This is a genomic window from Pseudonocardia xinjiangensis, assembly GCF_050948425.1.
In the GTDB taxonomy this organism is placed as follows: domain Bacteria; phylum Actinomycetota; class Actinomycetes; order Mycobacteriales; family Pseudonocardiaceae; genus Pseudonocardia; species Pseudonocardia xinjiangensis.
In genome coordinates this window covers 6,159,636-6,174,438 of record NZ_CP192009.1, presented here as the reverse complement: position 1 = coordinate 6,174,438, position 14,803 = coordinate 6,159,636, and the positions used below count along the sequence as shown (strand labels likewise).

The 14,803-nt window shown below is 71.0% G+C and carries 15 protein-coding genes; 5 read left to right on the top strand and 10 right to left on the bottom strand.

The window, feature by feature from the left end; translation table 11 throughout:
• Window positions 1-8 precede the first annotated feature (8 nt).
• The 4 genes from ACQPZA_RS29115 to ACQPZA_RS29100 all read right to left on the bottom strand — a co-directional run bounded on the left by ACQPZA_RS29115 (window position 9) and on the right by ACQPZA_RS29100 (window position 3,977).
• The gene (locus ACQPZA_RS29115; protein ID WP_433275338.1) at window positions 9-1,250 is read right to left on the bottom strand and encodes an ATP-binding protein; all 1,242 of its coding nucleotides are present in this window, start codon (window positions 1,248-1,250) and stop codon (window positions 9-11) included.
• On the bottom strand, window positions 1,247-2,842 hold the full coding sequence (locus ACQPZA_RS29110) for a tetratricopeptide repeat protein (RefSeq protein ID WP_433275337.1): 1,596 nt from the start codon (window positions 2,840-2,842) through the stop codon (window positions 1,247-1,249). The genes ACQPZA_RS29115 and ACQPZA_RS29110 overlap by 4 nt, the downstream gene beginning before the upstream one ends.
• Before the next feature lie 8 nt (window positions 2,843-2,850).
• The gene (locus tag ACQPZA_RS29105) at window positions 2,851-3,078 is read right to left on the bottom strand and encodes a hypothetical protein (RefSeq protein ID WP_433275336.1); all 228 of its coding nucleotides are present in this window, start codon (window positions 3,076-3,078) and stop codon (window positions 2,851-2,853) included.
• A gap of 152 nt (window positions 3,079-3,230) precedes the next feature.
• Window positions 3,231-3,977: a phosphotransferase family protein gene (locus ACQPZA_RS29100; RefSeq protein ID WP_433283041.1), complete on the bottom strand. Its 747-nt coding sequence runs from the start codon at window positions 3,975-3,977 to the stop codon at window positions 3,231-3,233.
• A gap of 187 nt (window positions 3,978-4,164) precedes the next feature.
• Between ACQPZA_RS29100 and ACQPZA_RS29095 the strand changes: the two genes are divergently transcribed.
• The 3 genes from ACQPZA_RS29095 to ACQPZA_RS29085 all read left to right on the top strand — a co-directional run bounded on the left by ACQPZA_RS29095 (window position 4,165) and on the right by ACQPZA_RS29085 (window position 6,328).
• Window positions 4,165-4,842, top strand: coding sequence for a GAP family protein (locus ACQPZA_RS29095; RefSeq protein ID WP_433275335.1), 678 nt, complete (start codon window positions 4,165-4,167; stop codon window positions 4,840-4,842).
• A 168-nt stretch (window positions 4,843-5,010) separates the two neighbouring features.
• Window positions 5,011-5,838, top strand: a complete 828-nt coding sequence (locus tag ACQPZA_RS29090; protein WP_433275334.1) for a class II glutamine amidotransferase — start codon at window positions 5,011-5,013, stop codon at window positions 5,836-5,838.
• A gap of 127 nt (window positions 5,839-5,965) precedes the next feature.
• Entirely contained in the window at window positions 5,966-6,328 is a 363-nt protein-coding gene (locus tag ACQPZA_RS29085) for a carboxymuconolactone decarboxylase family protein (RefSeq protein ID WP_433275333.1), read from the top strand.
• A 15-nt stretch (window positions 6,329-6,343) separates the two neighbouring features.
• Here the strand turns inward: ACQPZA_RS29085 and ACQPZA_RS29080 are convergent, their stop codons facing one another.
• From ACQPZA_RS29080 to ACQPZA_RS29070, 3 genes are all read right to left on the bottom strand, one after another.
• The gene (locus ACQPZA_RS29080; protein ID WP_433275332.1) at window positions 6,344-7,693 is read right to left on the bottom strand and encodes an MFS transporter; all 1,350 of its coding nucleotides are present in this window, start codon (window positions 7,691-7,693) and stop codon (window positions 6,344-6,346) included.
• Between the two features lie 72 nt (window positions 7,694-7,765).
• Window positions 7,766-8,026, bottom strand: a complete 261-nt coding sequence (locus tag ACQPZA_RS29075; protein ID WP_433275331.1) for an SHOCT domain-containing protein — start codon at window positions 8,024-8,026, stop codon at window positions 7,766-7,768.
• A gap of 13 nt (window positions 8,027-8,039) precedes the next feature.
• On the bottom strand, window positions 8,040-8,495 hold the full coding sequence (locus ACQPZA_RS29070) for a DUF6325 family protein (RefSeq protein WP_433275330.1): 456 nt from the start codon (window positions 8,493-8,495) through the stop codon (window positions 8,040-8,042).
• 219 nt (window positions 8,496-8,714) lie between these two features.
• Between ACQPZA_RS29070 and ACQPZA_RS29065 the strand changes: the two genes are divergently transcribed.
• Window positions 8,715-9,140, top strand: a complete 426-nt coding sequence (locus ACQPZA_RS29065; protein ID WP_433275329.1) for a DUF7144 family membrane protein — start codon at window positions 8,715-8,717, stop codon at window positions 9,138-9,140.
• A gap of 18 nt (window positions 9,141-9,158) precedes the next feature.
• Here the strand turns inward: ACQPZA_RS29065 and ACQPZA_RS29060 are convergent, their stop codons facing one another.
• The 3 genes from ACQPZA_RS29060 to ACQPZA_RS29050 form a co-directional block, all read right to left on the bottom strand.
• Window positions 9,159-10,958: a SulP family inorganic anion transporter gene (locus ACQPZA_RS29060; RefSeq protein WP_433275328.1), complete on the bottom strand. Its 1,800-nt coding sequence runs from the start codon at window positions 10,956-10,958 to the stop codon at window positions 9,159-9,161.
• Window positions 10,919-11,512, bottom strand: coding sequence for a cation-translocating P-type ATPase C-terminal domain-containing protein (locus ACQPZA_RS29055; RefSeq protein ID WP_433275327.1), 594 nt, complete (start codon window positions 11,510-11,512; stop codon window positions 10,919-10,921). Before ACQPZA_RS29055 ends, ACQPZA_RS29060 begins: the two co-directional genes overlap by 40 nt.
• A 135-nt stretch (window positions 11,513-11,647) precedes the next feature.
• Complete coding sequence (locus ACQPZA_RS29050) at window positions 11,648-11,854, bottom strand: hypothetical protein (protein WP_433275326.1); 207 nt, start codon at window positions 11,852-11,854, stop codon at window positions 11,648-11,650.
• Between the two features lie 204 nt (window positions 11,855-12,058).
• Here ACQPZA_RS29050 and ACQPZA_RS29045 point away from each other — a divergent pair, with 204 nt between their 5' ends.
• Window positions 12,059-14,707 carry a LuxR C-terminal-related transcriptional regulator gene (locus ACQPZA_RS29045; protein WP_433275325.1) on the top strand — a complete coding sequence of 883 codons (2,649 nt, stop codon included), beginning with the start codon at window positions 12,059-12,061 and terminating at the stop codon, window positions 14,705-14,707.
• Window positions 14,708-14,803 lie beyond the last annotated feature (96 nt).

The following is a 14,803-nucleotide window of genomic DNA, read 5'->3' as shown; positions in this document are numbered from 1 at the left end:
CTGCGATCTCACAGCATCTTGCGCCGGCGCAGGTAGGCGACGAGATCGTCGTAGTCGCCGGAGGCGTTGCTGAACTGCGCGACGTTGCGCGCCTCTTGCAGCCATGCGCCTGTGCTGGGCTGAACCACCTTGAGCGCGCGGTCGATGTCGCGCTGATCGATCATCCGCATCTCGCCGCTGCGAACGCTGTCGAGAAGCGCCGTCTCAGCAGCGCTCTCGCACAGGTGTGCCAAGTCGGCACCGCTGAACCCGTCGGTGCGCTTGACGATCTTGGCGAGGTCGATGCCGGACAGCGGACGGTCACGCAGGTGGTACCGGAGGATGGCTTCGCGCGCTGAGGCGTCCGGCGGCAGCACGAGCAGCATCCGATCGAGTCGGCCGGGCCGGCGCACCGCCGGGTCGACGTCCCAGGGAGCGTTCGTCGCTGCCAGCACGAACACGCCGTCGTTGCTGCCGAGTACGTCGTCGAGCTCGGTAAGGAGCTGGTTGACGGTGCCGCGCATGGCAGAGCCGCGCACCTGGCTGCGCTTCTGCGCCAGCGCGTCGACCTCGTCGAGGAACAACACGCACGGCGTGTTGGCGCGCACCGTACGGAAGACATCGGCGAGGTTGCGCTCACTTGCGCCGATGAAGATGTCGAGGACGTCCGCCAAGCTCACCGTGAAGAACGCCGCTCCCAACTCGCCGGCCACTGCTCGAGCCAGGAACGTCTTCCCGCACCCGGGCGGCCCGTACAGCAGCAGCCCACCACGCAGGCTCTTGCCGTACAGCCGCCGCAGCTCGGGATTTCGCATGGGCGCCAAGAAGGCGGCCTCGAGCCGGTCCTTGACCTGCTGCATCCCACCCACGTCGGCCAGCCGGACCTGGGGGCGCTCGACGACGTCCGGCTCGTCCGGGCCGTCTGAACTCCCGTCGATGAACATCGGCGGCGCGAGGTCCCGGACCTCTGCCTCCGCAGCCGACCAGTCGAAGGCGTCGCCACCCGATGACCGCTCCACCGGGCCGGGGGACGCTGCTTCCGTTGCCGCAGGTGCCGTGCCGACCAGCAGATTCGTCACACGCGCGAGCAGCGCGAGCGCGTGCTGGTCGGCAGGGTCCGCGCCGAGCAGATGAGTGATGTGCGGGAGAGCGTCATGAGGCCGATCGCCTTCGACGAGAAGCTCAGCCAGGTGCAGGCGCAGGGACCGGTCCTGCGGCATCGCGGCGACCGCGGCCTGCAAGCTGATGATCAGCGGTTCGGCGTCGCTCATCGAGCGAGTGCTCCTGTCTGGTCGGTCAGGTCGGGCAGGCGCACGACGGTGGCACCGGTCAGGCGGTCATGCAGACACCGACGGGCGGCGTTACGGAAGATCAGATGTTCGACCACGAGCGCCGGGAGGAGCAGCACGCGGAGCACGCCGCGCAGTGCGAGCCGGGGACCGCTGAGGCACTCGCCCTTCGCCGCATCGACCACCAGCCGCCGCCCCCCGGCGGGCGCGCCGCGCAGGCTGGTGATGCTGCGCGGACGGCGGTCCTGAACGGCGCCGATCACAGCGGCCGTGCCAAGGGCAGCCGGTACAGCAGCGAGCGGCGGGAGGGAGGCCTGGTTCCAGCCGAACCCGACCGCAAGGATCCACACGCCCGCGAAAAGCGGCAACGTCACCCCGGTCACCGCTGACTCGACCCGGAGCGCGAGCACCAGTTCACCGGCGGGTCGGTCGGACGCGTCAACGGCCTGATAGGAGACGCGGTGTGCGAATCGGCTCGCCGTTCGACGCAGGTACCAGCCGACCCACGATTGGCGGACGATCCCGTGCCGCCGCCGCAGCCACCTTCTCCCGAGGATGGACGCGCCGAGCTCGACAACCGCAAGGCCGACCAAGGTACCGACGGTCCCGGCCGTCGCACTGCCGCGGACGAGGGCCAGCGCAAGGACGGCGCACACAGCCGTGAGGACACCTGCGGTGGCCACCCAGCCGAGGTCGTGGACGCGACGGTCCGGCCAGAGCGCTGCGTAGGTACCGGGCGGCATCAGCTCACCGGCTCGACGGCGGCCGCGCGCGTGGACCGCCCAGACAACGAGCAGCAGAACGTGCGACAACGCGACCGCGACAACAAGCGCGCTCACGGCATGACCGGCAGTGCTCCCGAGCAGCTTCGGCAGCACCTGGGTGGCTGTCAGCGGAGCGAGGACGGCCAGGCCACCCCCCGCGACACCGGCAGGGATGGAGGCGGTGGCTAATCCCCAGCGGTGCGAACTGTCGCGCGGGTTGGACTCGAGCGCCTTCACCCGCAGTTGCGTCGCCTCATCGTGTCGCGACTGGGCCTCCAGAGCGCTCGCGAGCAGGGACCGCAGTCGGTCATCGTGCGGATCGAGGGCGAGGGCGCGTCGAGAGGCAGCTTCGACGAGGTCGTACCGTCCAGCCTCGAGGGCGACGCGAGCGACGGCCTCGTGCCCAACCGATACATCAGGCCCGAGCTCGACGCAGGTAGCCGCGCTTCGCATGGCCGCGTCGTGGTCGCCGAGGTCCGACTGGATCATCGCGAGGGCATAGCGTGGATCCTGAGCGCCCGGCGCCAGCCGCACGCACTCCGCCGCCGCTGCCAGAGCCGCGCGATGACGCCCCCGGTGACTCAGGGAGATTGCCAGCAGACGGTGAGGCCACTCCCACGCCGGCGCGACCTCGCACGCGGCTTCGGCTGCTCTCAGAGCCGCCCCGTGGTCACCTTTGCCTTGCAGCGCCTGAGCCCGCAGGCACAGCACCTCCGCCTCGTCGTCGTCCGGTGATGGCGCCGCCAGCACCTCAAGCGCTTCGGCGAACCGGCCGAGCTCGATCAGCGACTGAGCCCGTGCAGTTCTCACACCTCTCATCACGTCCGACAGCACGATCCGGGCGCACGCTGGTGACGCCGCCGCTGCTGAGCGGGCAGAGATCGCACTTCTCGAATCTTCGGCACATTGGTTGTGAAGTCTGCAGCCTCGCCCTCATGTAGCCCGCGCTCTATCGCTTCGAGCGCAGCCCTTTCCGGAATGCCGCCCAGCGCGCTCGTGCGATCGATGCGAGCGGAGTCCACCCGGCCGGGCAGATCATGATCCATGAGGCGAGACCCTATCCCCGGCCGGCCACGCGACCGTGAGGCCGGGAGCAGCTCTCCATCGCGCTTTTATTACACGCGCGCGGCATGTGGGTTCATAGCGATGTCCGATGCGACGCAATGTTCTACCACCCATTGCGAGGTCTCGTGCATCCTCACATCCGGGCTCTCAGCACGTCGATCTCGCAGCCTGGCGAGGACGGGTCGAAGCCGTGCTCGACCAGCCAGCGGACCCCCACCAGGCTTCGCAACGACCACCACGCGCGGATCACGTCGAGGTCCACGTCGGTGCCGTAGCCGACGACGACGTCGTCAAGGTGCTCCTCGTGTCCGAGCGTCAAGGTGGCGAGGTCGAACAGGGCATCGCCCGGGGCCGCCTCGGACCAGTCGATCACGCCGGTGATCTCGTCGCCGTCGACGAACACGTGGGTGATCTGCAGGTCGCCGTGCGTGAACGCCGGTGTCCACGGCCGGAGCGCAGCCTCGGCAATCCGGCGGTTGTGCGTGACGAGGTCGGTGGGAAGGACGCTGTTCGTGACGAGCCATTCGCATTCGGCGTCGAGGTGCGATCCGGTCTCGTCGAGGCTGCGGCCGGGCCATGGCGGTAGCGGCGCGTCGTGCAGCAGTCGTGCGGCGGCGCCCGCTGCGGCCCACGCCGCCGACGACGCGGTCGACGGCTCGCCGAGGCGGCCGAGTGCCGTCCCGGGGAGGGCGGCGAGCGCGAGTACCGGCGGCTTCCGCCACAGGACCTCCGGAGTCGGGATCGGCGCCATGGCCATCGCCTCGATCTCGACGTCGGTGCGCGTCTGATCACCGTCGATCTTCAGGAACACGTCGCCGACGCGCAGGGTCGCGCGCTCGTGATGGGCGACGACGACCTCGACCTCGTCCACGTCGGCCATCATCGAGGGGGATGACCACCGACGTCGCCACGTTTACCGCGAGCGGATGATCGTGCGAGGACGGCCGTTCGCGGCCGTGGGGTTGCCTCGTGTCAGGTGCTCGGGCCGCACGTTCGTCAGCGCCCGAAGGAGTCGGTAACCCTGCCCGGGCGAAGCCTGCACGGTCCGGAGCGTCCAACATGGAAGGGTGAGCGTGGACGCGCTGGTGCTGGCAGTGGCCTCGGTCGTGCGCCCGCTGAGCGCGGCGGCCGTGTACGCCATGCTCGCGTCCACGCGGCCGACCCGCTTGCTGTCGGCCTACATCGTCGCCGGGTTCGTCTTCAGCTTCGTGGTCGGCATCCTGTTGGTCATCCTGTTCGGCATATCGGTCGGGCCGCGGGCCCCGAGCGAGACGCGAGCGCTCATCGCTTTCGCCCTCGGTGCAGGCTCGCTCGGTTGCGCCGCCGCGCTGCTCAGCGGACGGGTCCAACGACGGCTGCCGAACCCCGCGGATGCCAATCCCCGGCCCGGCTCCGGCTCGTGGATCGGCCGTCAGCTGGCCGACCTCTCCGCACCCCGCGCGGCCGTAGCCGGGGTGTTCACCCACAAGCCGGGGCTCTTCTACCTCGCCGCGCTGAGCGCGATCGCGAACAGCACGTCGAGCAACGCGGACCGGATCTTGCAGGTGGGCGTGTACAACGCGATCTGGTTCGCCCTGCCGGTGGCGGCCCTGGCGCTCGACCTGCGTAAACCGGTCGAGCTGCGTGACTTCCTGCGGCGGGCGACCGGGTGGGTCTGGCGCCGCCAGGTGGGGATCATGATGACCGCGTTCGGCCTCCTGGGTGTGTACCTGATCGTCAGGGGCCTCACGGAGCTTCGGTCCTGACCTGCGCCCCCGTTCTCCAGGCACTCGCTCCCCCCACCGAAGGTGAGGCCGCCGGTCTCATCAGGATCACCCTCGCCAGGTGATGGTCCATCGCCTCCGCGGCGGTTGACTGGCTGTGCGCGACCCATTCGGGTCACCCGAAGACGTGGAGTTTCGATGTGTCGATGGATGGCCTATCTGGGGGATCCGGTCCTCGCCGACGACCTGCTGTTCCGGCCGCAGCATTCGATCATCGACCAGAGCTTGCACGCCAAGCTCGGGGGGTTCGCGACGAACGGTGACGGCTTCGGGATCGGCTGGTACGGAAGTCGGCCGGAACCGGGGGTCTTCAAGAGCACGCATCCCGCCTGGAATGACGACAACCTCCGCGAGGTCGCCGGGCACATCCGCACGCCACTGCTGTTCGCCCACGTCCGCGCGTCGAGTGGGACGCCGGTGCAGCGGAGCAACTGCCACCCGTTTCGGCACGGCCGGTGGTTGTGGATGCACAACGGGTCGCTCGCGATGTTCCCGGAGGTCAAGCGCGATCTCCTCACGGCAGTGGACGAGTCGCTGTACCCGAAGGTCGAGGGATCGACCGACACCGAGACGTTGTTCTTTCTGGCGCTCACCTTCGGTCTGGTCGATGACCCGCCGGCCGCCGTGGCCCGGGCGGTCGGCCTCGTCGAAGAGACCGGCCGGCGCCGCGGGATCGAGTATCCCGTTCACATGACCGTGGCCACCAGCGACGGGCAGTCGATCTGGGTCTTCCGTTATTCGAGTGAGAAGAGCACCAGCTCGCTCTACTACTCGAGCGACGTCTCCCAGCTGCGGCGGCTGTATCCGGAGCTGGATGCCCTCGACGAACTGGGAGACGACACCCGCTTCATCGTCTCCGAGCCACTGCGTGATCTTCCCGGGGCCTGGAACGAGGTCCCGGAGAACTCCTGGGCGGTGGTTCGACGAGGCGAGCAGGAGATCCACTCCTTCGAGCCGGCGGGCAGCGCTCGCGCCTGACCGAGGCAGCGAGCCCGTGCGGCGCCGCTCACCCCGACCGGATGAGGTCGAGCCGGTCAGGCGGTGCCAGCGTGGTCGAGTCCGTTCGCCGGTTCGACGGGGCCGACAAGCCCTCAGTGGAGGAGCCATGACCGCCGCAACCACTCCGCAGGAGACGTTGAGCAGGGTCGCCCAGGGTGACGCACCCGTGCTGGAACGCCTCGTCACGATGAACCTCGACTCGCTGGAGGCCTCGGAGCTCGACGTGAGGACGTACTTCCTCGTCCGGTTGGCGGCTCTCGTCGCGATCGACGCCCCACCGGTGTCCTACCTGATCAACCTCGGGTTGGGCGCTGACGCAGGCGTGACGCTGGAGGAGGCGCAGGGTGCGCTCATCGCCATTGCGCCGGTTGTCGGGAGCGCGAGGGTGGCGGCGGCCGCCGGCAACATCCTGCGGGCGTTCGGGATCGCCGTGGTGGCCGAAGAAATGGCATCCGCAGAGCAGGGTTGAGCCCGCACGTCGGACTCAGCGTCGGTGCGTCGCAGCGCCGACCGGGAGACGAGTGGCGGCCACCAGGCCGATGAGACCGATGCCTGCCAGCACGATCATCGCGAGAGCGTACGCGTGCTCCGGTGATGTGAGACCGGCGACGAGGACGGTCCCGGCGATCGCGGTGCCGAGGGACGAGCCCAGGTTCGACACGCTGCGCGAGAGGCCCGAGATCTCGCCCTGCTGGTCCTCGGGGAACGCCGACTGGACGACGTTGACCGAGGGGGTCAGCATCGTGCCGAGCCCGAGGCCGATGAGCAGGAGCCCGGGTGCGAAGGCCCACACGTTCGACGAGTACCTGACCATGAGGAGCAGGACACCGATCCCGGCGAGCGTGACGACGAACCCCGTGATGACGAGGTTGCGCTGCGCGTGTCTCCTGGTGAGTCGCTCCGCGGCCAGTGACGAGATGAGGATGCCGGCGGTGGCGGCGGTGAAGATCACGCCCGTCTGGATCGCGTTGTAGCCGCGAGCGACCTGGAGGAAGGCCGAGACGACGAAGGCGACGCCCATGAGCAGCAGCCACTGAACGTTCTGGGTGACGAGCGCGACGTTCGAGGTGTGGTTCCGGAAGAGCGCGGTGGACAGCAGTGGCTCCCGACCGCCTCGCTCCCGGGCACGGGCGTGGATGAAGAACCAGACGAGGAAGAAGGCTCCGGCGGCGAGCAGGATGGCCGTCAGCGTCAGGTTGTCGTCCGCCTGGAGAATCCCCATCACCAGGCACGCCAGGCCGGTGGCCGAGAGGATCGTTCCGGCGACGTCGAAGGGTCGCGTGGGGTCGGGCGGCAGCGGGTCCACGATCGTGCGGCTGAGCAGCAGGATGACGACGATGACGACGGCCTGGAAGACGAAGGCTGCCCGCCAGCTGATGCCGGTGGTGATGGCACCGCCTATCAAGGGCCCGGCGGCCGCACCGATACCGCCCATCCCGGTGATCACCCCGAAGGCCCGTGCGCGCGAGGCGACGTCGCTGAAGAGCATCGTGGTGAGGATGTAGACGGGCGGGATCAGCAGGGCGGTGCCCACGCCTTCGAGGATGGAGTTGCCGAGTATCAGGATGCCGAGGCCGGGAGAGAACGCGCTCAACAGGGCGCCGATCCCGTAGATGCCCAGGCCCAGCGTGAAACACCGTTTCCGGCCCCAGCGGTCGGTCAGCTTGCCGGCCGGGATCATGAGCGCAGCCATGACGAGCAGGAACACCGTGATCGCGAGCTGGACACCCTGCACCGTCGTGTCCAGGTCCGTGCTGATGTCGTTGATCATCACGTTCATGTTCGAACCGGCGAAGCTGCAGATGAACTGAGCGAGGGCGAGAGGGACCAGCATGCTCCGCAGCGGTGCGGACGGTCGTGGAGGCCTGACGTTCTCCGTCATGGTCGCGGCCGGCTGTTGTTGCGCTCAGGCGCCGAGAACCCGGCGCTTCTGCTGCTCGAACTCCTCGTCCGTGAGTACCCCGCGGTCCCGGAGGTCCCCCAGCTCGCGGAGCTGAGCAAGGCGATCCTGCCCTCCGGTATCGGGGGCGGTCGGGGGCGCCGGCTGGGAGGCGGCCTCGGACTGCTGCGCCCAGCGGCCCTGCTGACGGCGTGAGACGCGGTTCGACACCGTCGTTGCCGTTCCGGCGATCACCGCAGTGCGCGCTATTCCTCGGAGCAAGGGCATCGCATCCTCCTCGTCACACCTCTGCAGGCTCGGTTCCCTCGACGGCGTCCAGTGCGTCGAGCAACTCGTTGACGGGGATGCGCCCGCTCGCCACCAGCTGGGCACCGGCTCGGCGCAACGCCGTGGCGAAGGGGATCGCCCAGAGGTTCTCGTAGACGAGCAGAGCCGCGGCGCTGCCCGGCTCGAGTACGGCACCGGCCTCGTCCACGTCGTCGGACCCGAGCAGGCCGGAGGTGGCCCCCTCGAGAACCTGGAGATCGAGCTCGCCGTCCCCGTCGAGGTCGGCGATCTCGGTGACCCGCACCGAACCGTCCTCCTCCTTGGTCACGAACAGGAGGTCGAGCACGCGCACGACCTCGAGGTCGACGAGCTCGATGAGCCGGGCAAGGGGCTCGCCGGACACCCGGGACCGGGGGAACTCGACAACCAGGTAGTCCACAGGACCCATTGCCGGTGTCGCGTCGTCCATGCCGTTTCCTCCGTCCGCAAGTTCGCCCACGGTCCGGAGAAAGCCCGGTGAGGACCACACCCGCAACGGGTGAACCCTGCTTTCCGGCACGGACGTTCCCCCGAATCGGGTGAAGCGGGGTCGATGGCCCGCGAGCACGGTGGGGAAGGAGCCTCGATCCGCGGCCCCGCTCGATCAACTGACACGACCATGATCCACGGGAGATCAAGGAGCGCGCTGATGAGCACACAGGTCCCGTCCCAGCCGACGAAGAGCCCCGGACTCCGGGAGACCCCATGGGTCAGGAGCTTCGCCCTGTTCGCCGGAGCGTTGATGCTCGTCGTCGGCGTCTACCACGTCCTCGCCGGCGTCGCGGCGTTGGTGCACGACGTGATCTTCGTGTCCACGCCCGAGTACATCTACTCGTTCGACATCACCGGGTGGGGCTGGGCCCATGTGGTGCTGGGAGTCGTCGTCGGCGCCGCGGGCGTCGCCGTGTTGCAGGGCAGAACCTGGGGGCGGGTGGTCGGAATCATCTTGGCCGGGCTCAGCCTGATCGCGAACTTCCTGTTCATCCCGTACTACCCGCTGTGGTCGCTGGTGATCATCGCGTTGGACGTCGTCGTCATATGGGCACTGGCGCTGTATCACCGCGAGCCCGCGTGATCGAACGAAGGTGCGGCGTCACCTCGGCCCACCACTGTCCGGTTCCCGGGCCGAGCGCCAGTCGGCACCGGTCGCGGCGCGGAACGCCGCGACAGCCGCTTCGACGGTGGGGAAGAAGTGGGACGGGTCGATCGTGCGGGTGAGCTCGTAGCGGTCGATCTTCTCCCGGACGGGGTCCTTCATCTCCGCGAAGACGAGGTGCACTCCGCGGGCGTTGAGCGTGACGTCGAGGTCGTGGAGCATGTCGGCGGCCGTCGTGTCGACGTCGGTGATCGGCTCGGCGGCGACGATCACCCACGTCGGTGGCGGGTCCGGCCGGGTCAGCACCGTGACCTGCTCGCGGAAGGTGCGGGCGTTGGCGAAGAAGAGCGGGGCGTCGAACCGGAAGACGACGCAACCCGGGAGCAGCTCGGCCTGCGGGTAGCTGCGCACGTCGTGGAGCCCAGGAACACCCGGCACCCGCCCCAGCACGGCCTGGTAGGGCCACCACGCACGCCGGAAGACGTTGCCGATCGACAGCGCCACCGCCACCGCGATGCCGGGGAGCACACCGAGCGCGACGACCCCGAGGAAGGCCACGACCGACAGCGCGAACTCGGTCCGCCGCAGCCGGTGGAGCCGCATCGTGCCCCGCAGGTCGGCCAGCGAGAACGACGCGACGATGACGATGGCGGCGAGCGTCGGCTGGGGCAGGTCGCGCAGCAGGCCGGGGGCGAACACGAGGATCAGGGTGATCGCCACGGCTCCGACGAGCCCGGTGACCTGGCTCTTCGCCCCCGTCTGCTCGGCCACGGCTGTGCGCGAGCCGCTGGTGCTGACGGGGAACCCCTGGAACAGCCCGGCCGCGATGTTCGCCGCGCCGATGCCCGTCATCTCGCGGCCGCCGTCGACCGTCCGGCCCGCGCGAGCCGCGAACGCCGAGGCCGTCGAGATCGTGTCGGCGAGCGACACCACGGCGATGCCCAGCGCGCCGGCCAGCAGCAGGGCGACGTCGGAGAGGCCGACGGCCGGGATCGTGAGCGGGGGGAACCCCTGGGGCAGGACGCCGACGACGTCGACCCCGCGCTCGTCGAGCCCGAGGCCCGCGGTGACGCCGATCGACAGCACCACCACGACGAGGATCGCGGGCAGCTTCGGCAACGTCCGTTGCAGCGCCAGGATCAGCAGCAGCCCGAGCCCGCCGACCATCAGCGCGGGGGGGACCGTCGCACCGTCGAGGACCCCCCGCACGAAGCCCACGGCCTCGCCCAGGAAGCCCGACGCGTCCACCGAGAAGCCGAACAGCTTCGGGAGCTGGCCGACGAGGATCGTCAGGGCCAGGCCGTTCATGTAGCCGATCATGGTCGGCTTCGAGATGAGGTCGGCCACGAACCCGAACCCGCTCAGCCCCGCGACCATCGTGATCACGCCGGACAGGAGGGCGAGAGCGGACGCGAGCGCCACCGCGCGGGCCGGGTCGCCGTTCGCGCCGACCAGCGGCAGGATCGTCGCCGCGATCATGGGGCCGAGCGAGGAGTCCGGGCCCAGCACCAGTATCCGGGACGGCCCGAAGACCGCGTAGCCGACGAGGCAGAGGATCGAGGTGTACAGCCCCGTGATCGCGGGCAGCCCGGCGAGCTCGGCGTAGGCCATCCCCTGCGGCACGAGCAGCGCGGTGAGGACGAGCCCGGCGGTCAGGTCCTTGCGCAGCCAGCGCGCCCGGTACGAGCTGAGCGCGACCAGCCCGGGCGCGGCGGCGGCCAGCCGCTCGCCCCACCGGGCCGGGGGCGCCTGCGCCGTCACGGTGCGGCTGCGGGTGCCGGTGTGTGCGCCGCCCACCGGGCGACGAGCTGGCAGGCGCCGATGTACAGCCCGGTGAGTGCGACGGTGGCGACGAGGTCGCGCGTGAGCACCGACTGACCGCGCGGTCGCGGGCGCAGCCCCATCAGGCCCGGCTCCTCCCGGTCGAAGCCGAGGGCCGCCCCGAACGCCGCGTTGACGAAGAAGTGGATCCACAGGACCTGCGCCGGGGTGAACGGCTCGCCACCTGCGATGTCGAACACGCTCGCCCCGAGGAAGGTCATGCGTTCGGGCACGTCCATACGCCGCAGGAAGCGGATCCGCTGCTCCTCCTTCGTGCCGTCCTTGCTGCCTGCGTCGAGGGCTTGCAGGCACATGAGCACGCCGTAGGTGTTCTGGGCGGCCAGCCGTGCCTGGTAGTCGGCGAGCAGGTCGACGCCGGCCCGCAGCAGTTCGACGCCGTCCTTCTTCTTCCGGACCTGCTCGGAGCGGTAGGCCGGGTCGAAGTCGTGCGCGAGGTCCACCGTGCTGCCCGGCCGTACCCGCAGCGGCTCGATGAACTCGGCGATGCGCTGGGCCCGTTCGTCCGTCATCTCTCCCACCCCCGCTTCCGCCGAGGTCCCGTCACCGCCTGGCGATCACGCGGACGGTGTATGCGTCGGGCAGGGAACACGGTGCACCGCCCGGGGGGCCGGTCGCCTCGTTCGGTGTGGGTGAACGGCGAACGGTCAGTCGCGCACGGGCGCAGCCGAGACGATGGCCAGCCCGAGGGTCTCGAACCTGGCGATGATCCCGTACAGGTGGGACTCGTCCATCACCTCGCCGCGCAGGATCAGCCCGGCCGGAACCTCCTCGATCCGCAGGTCGGCGAACGTCTCCCGTTCCTCGGCCGGCAGTTGCCCGTCCACCCGGAACTCGTATGTCCTCGAGGTCATCACGCCTCCGTCCGCCACCCGCCGGACGGTTCCGCCCGGTTCGGGCCGAGGCATCACCCGGAAGGGATGACCAGGAGAGCCTGAACGACTCCGCCCCTCGTCCCCGCAGGACGAGGCGGTGTCATCCTGCGCTGCGCCAGGCTCTTCCCGCGACGGGTGGGCCGGGCCCGTCACGCACGGGGCCGACCGGGAAGGGGCGTACCGATGCACGGTGTCGCTCCGTCGAAACTGACGCCTCCCGCGCTGCCGCGCGACCTCGTCCCGCGTCCGGCGCTGCGCGAGGCGCTCGACGGCGGTGCCGGCCGCGCCCTCACCCTGGTGTGCGCCCCGGCCGGGTTCGGCAAGTCGTTGCTGCTCGCGGACTGGGTGAAGCGGAGCCCGGGCATCCCGGCAGCCTGGGTGTCCCTCGACGAGGACGACGCGGACCCGCGGCTGCTGTGGAGCTCCGTGCTCGCGGCGCTGCGCGCGTGCCCGGCCGTGCCGCCGTCGAGCAGGCTGCACCGGCTCGTCGTGTCCCGGACGACGGTGGAGCTCGACTTCATCGACGATCTGCTCGACGGTCTCGCGGCCCTGCCGCAGCCGCTGCGGCTGATCCTCGACGACGCCTACCACCTGCGGAACGGGCGGGCTCTGGACGAGCTGCGGTTGCTGGTCCGTGGTCGGGGGCCGCTCGTGCACCTGGTCGTCGCGAGCCGGCTGGACCCGGCGTTGCCGCTGGCCCGGCTCCGTCTCGACGACGAGCTGTGCGAGCTGCGCGCCGAGCAGTTGCGGTTCACCGTGGGGGAGTCGGCGGCGCTGGTCGAACGCAACGGGGTGCGGCTCGACGCGCGGCAGTGCGGGCAACTGCACGCGCGTACCGGCGGCTGGGTCGCCGGCCTGCGGTTCGCGGCGCGGGCGATGCGGCGCCACCCGGACCCCGTCCAGTTCCTCGCGGCGTTCTCGGGCGACGAGCGCGCCGTCGCGGACTACCTGGTCGGAGAGGTCCTCGCCGGCACCACGGACCTCCAGCGCGAGGTGCTCCGGCGCACGAGCGTCGCCGATCCCGTCCCCGCGGCCATGGCGGTCGAGCTCTGCGGCCGGGAGGACGCCGCCGACGTCCTCGACTCACTGGCCCGAGATCTCGGCCTCGTCACGACCACCGGCCCGAACCGGACCGACTACCGCGTCGAGGAGCTGCTGCGATCGCACCTGCTCGGCGACCTGCACCGGTACGGCGCCGACCACGTCACCTCCCTGCACCGGCGCGCGGCGCGGTGGTGTGATCGCGAGGGCAGGCCTGCGGACGCGCTCCGGCACGCGGGGCAGACGGGCGACGCCGCCCTCGTCACGAACCTGCTGCGCGGGCGCGTCGCCGAGCTCGTCGCGCGAGGCGAGCACGCCGCCCTGTCCGCCGCGCTGGCGGCCCTCGACAACGACACTGCCACCGCGTCCTGGCGCGCAGCGCTGACCGCATGTCTGCATCTCGAGCGGGGAGATGGCCGGGCCACGGCGGAGGCGGTCCGGCACGCCCGGAGCCTCGACACGGTCCCGGAGCCGGATCTCGCCGTCCTGCTCACCACCACGGAGCGGCTGGCCGGTGTCGACCGGCGCGCTCCGGGCCCGGAGCCCGCGCCCGACGACCCGGCACTGCGTGCGCTGGCCCGGGCGGGGCGGGGAGCGGCCAGGGTCGCCACCGGAGCGCCCGGGCCGGCGCGGACCGAGCTGGAGGCGGCGCTCGACGACGCGCGCCGCCTCGACCTCCCCTTCCTCGAGGTGCTCTGCCTCTGCATGCTCGGCGCTGCCGCATGGGCAGGTGGAGACCTGCGGGAGGCGGCCCGGGCCGCGGCCACGGCGACGGCCGCCGCCCGCGAGGGTGGATGGGAGGGCACGGGCTGGGCTGCGGCCGCGAACGCGGTCGCCGGGCTGACAGCACTCGAGCAGGCGCGGCCCGACGCCGCGCTCGACGCCGCGGACGCCGGCCTCCGGGCCGGACCCGCCGACCTCGACCCGGTGGTCCGCTTCGCCCTGCGCACGGTCCGCGGGGGCGCCCTGTTCGACCGGGGCGAGAAGGCGTCCGGTCTGCTCGAGCTGCAGCAGGCGCGCGCCGACGTGAGCGAGCACCGCGTCCCCGTGGCTCTCGCGGCGGTGGCCGCGTTGCTCGAGTACCGCATCGCCCTGCAGCTCGGCTACGCGACGGCGGCGGCCGGCACGGCGAGCCGGCTCGGGGGACGGCCCGCAGCCAGGGCCGAACGGCGCCTCGTGCGGGCGTGGTCGGAGGCGGCGGGCGGGGCGTTCCACGCCGCCCGCGTGACCGTCGCCCCGCTGTTGCACCCCGCCGCGCGGCCGGCGTGGCCGGGCACCGTGGTGGAGGCGTGCCTGGTGGCGTCGCACACCGCGCTGCACTGCGGTGATCGACCGGCTGCCCGGCAGGCGCTGCGCGCGGCGCTGGACCGCGGGCGCGAGCTCGACGTGGTCCGCCCGTTCACGCTGGCGCCGTCCGGTGTGCGGTCCCTGATCGTCGACGAGCTCGCGGGAGGCGACGACCGCAGCCACTTCGCCGCGCGCGTGCTGGCCGCTCCGCACTGCGCCTGCCGGTCGGGCACCGAACTGCTCACGGCGCGCGAGCACGATGTCCTGTCCCGGTTGCCGTCCCTGCTCAACCTCGACGAGATAGCCGAGGACCTGGCGGTCTCGGTCAACACCGTGAAGAGCCACGTCCGGTCGATCTACGACAAGCTCGGCGCCGGGACGCGCCGCGCGGCCGTGCTGGCCGCCCACGAACACGGCCTGCTGTGGCTGAGGTCCAGGCCGAGCCCGTCCCTCGGTGGCCGCCGTGCCGATGAGGTGATGCAGGCCCGGAGCGGATCCGGGTAGCATCATGCGTTTCTCCCAGCCGTGCTGGTCCCTGTGACGGACCCTGCGGTGGGAGCGCCGGGGGGCAGGGCGGGTTCCTGCGAGGCGCAGGGTCGC

Bases quoted from the DNA above. Each gene is read 5' to 3' on its own strand.
- ACQPZA_RS29115 (WP_433275338.1), bottom strand. From the start codon at position 1,250: ATGAGCGACGCCGAACCGCTGATCATCAGCTTGCAGGCCGCGGTCGCC.
- ACQPZA_RS29105 (WP_433275336.1), bottom strand. From the start codon at position 3,078: ATGGATCATGATCTGCCCGGCCGGGTGGACTCCGCTCGCATCGATCGC.
- ACQPZA_RS29100 (WP_433283041.1), bottom strand. From the start codon at position 3,977: ATGGCCGACGTGGACGAGGTCGAGGTCGTCGTCGCCCATCACGAGCGC.
- ACQPZA_RS29090 (WP_433275334.1), top strand. From the start codon at position 5,011: ATGGCCTATCTGGGGGATCCGGTCCTCGCCGACGACCTGCTGTTCCGG.
- ACQPZA_RS29085 (WP_433275333.1), top strand. From the start codon at position 5,966: ATGACCGCCGCAACCACTCCGCAGGAGACGTTGAGCAGGGTCGCCCAG.
- ACQPZA_RS29080 (WP_433275332.1), bottom strand. From the start codon at position 7,693: ATGCTGGTCCCTCTCGCCCTCGCTCAGTTCATCTGCAGCTTCGCCGGT.
- ACQPZA_RS29075 (WP_433275331.1), bottom strand. From the start codon at position 8,026: ATGCCCTTGCTCCGAGGAATAGCGCGCACTGCGGTGATCGCCGGAACG.
- ACQPZA_RS29070 (WP_433275330.1), bottom strand. From the start codon at position 8,495: ATGGACGACGCGACACCGGCAATGGGTCCTGTGGACTACCTGGTTGTC.
- ACQPZA_RS29065 (WP_433275329.1), top strand. From the start codon at position 8,715: ATGAGCACACAGGTCCCGTCCCAGCCGACGAAGAGCCCCGGACTCCGG.
- ACQPZA_RS29055 (WP_433275327.1), bottom strand. From the start codon at position 11,512: ATGACGGACGAACGGGCCCAGCGCATCGCCGAGTTCATCGAGCCGCTG.
- ACQPZA_RS29050 (WP_433275326.1), bottom strand. From the start codon at position 11,854: ATGACCTCGAGGACATACGAGTTCCGGGTGGACGGGCAACTGCCGGCC.
- ACQPZA_RS29045 (WP_433275325.1), top strand. From the start codon at position 12,059: ATGCACGGTGTCGCTCCGTCGAAACTGACGCCTCCCGCGCTGCCGCGC.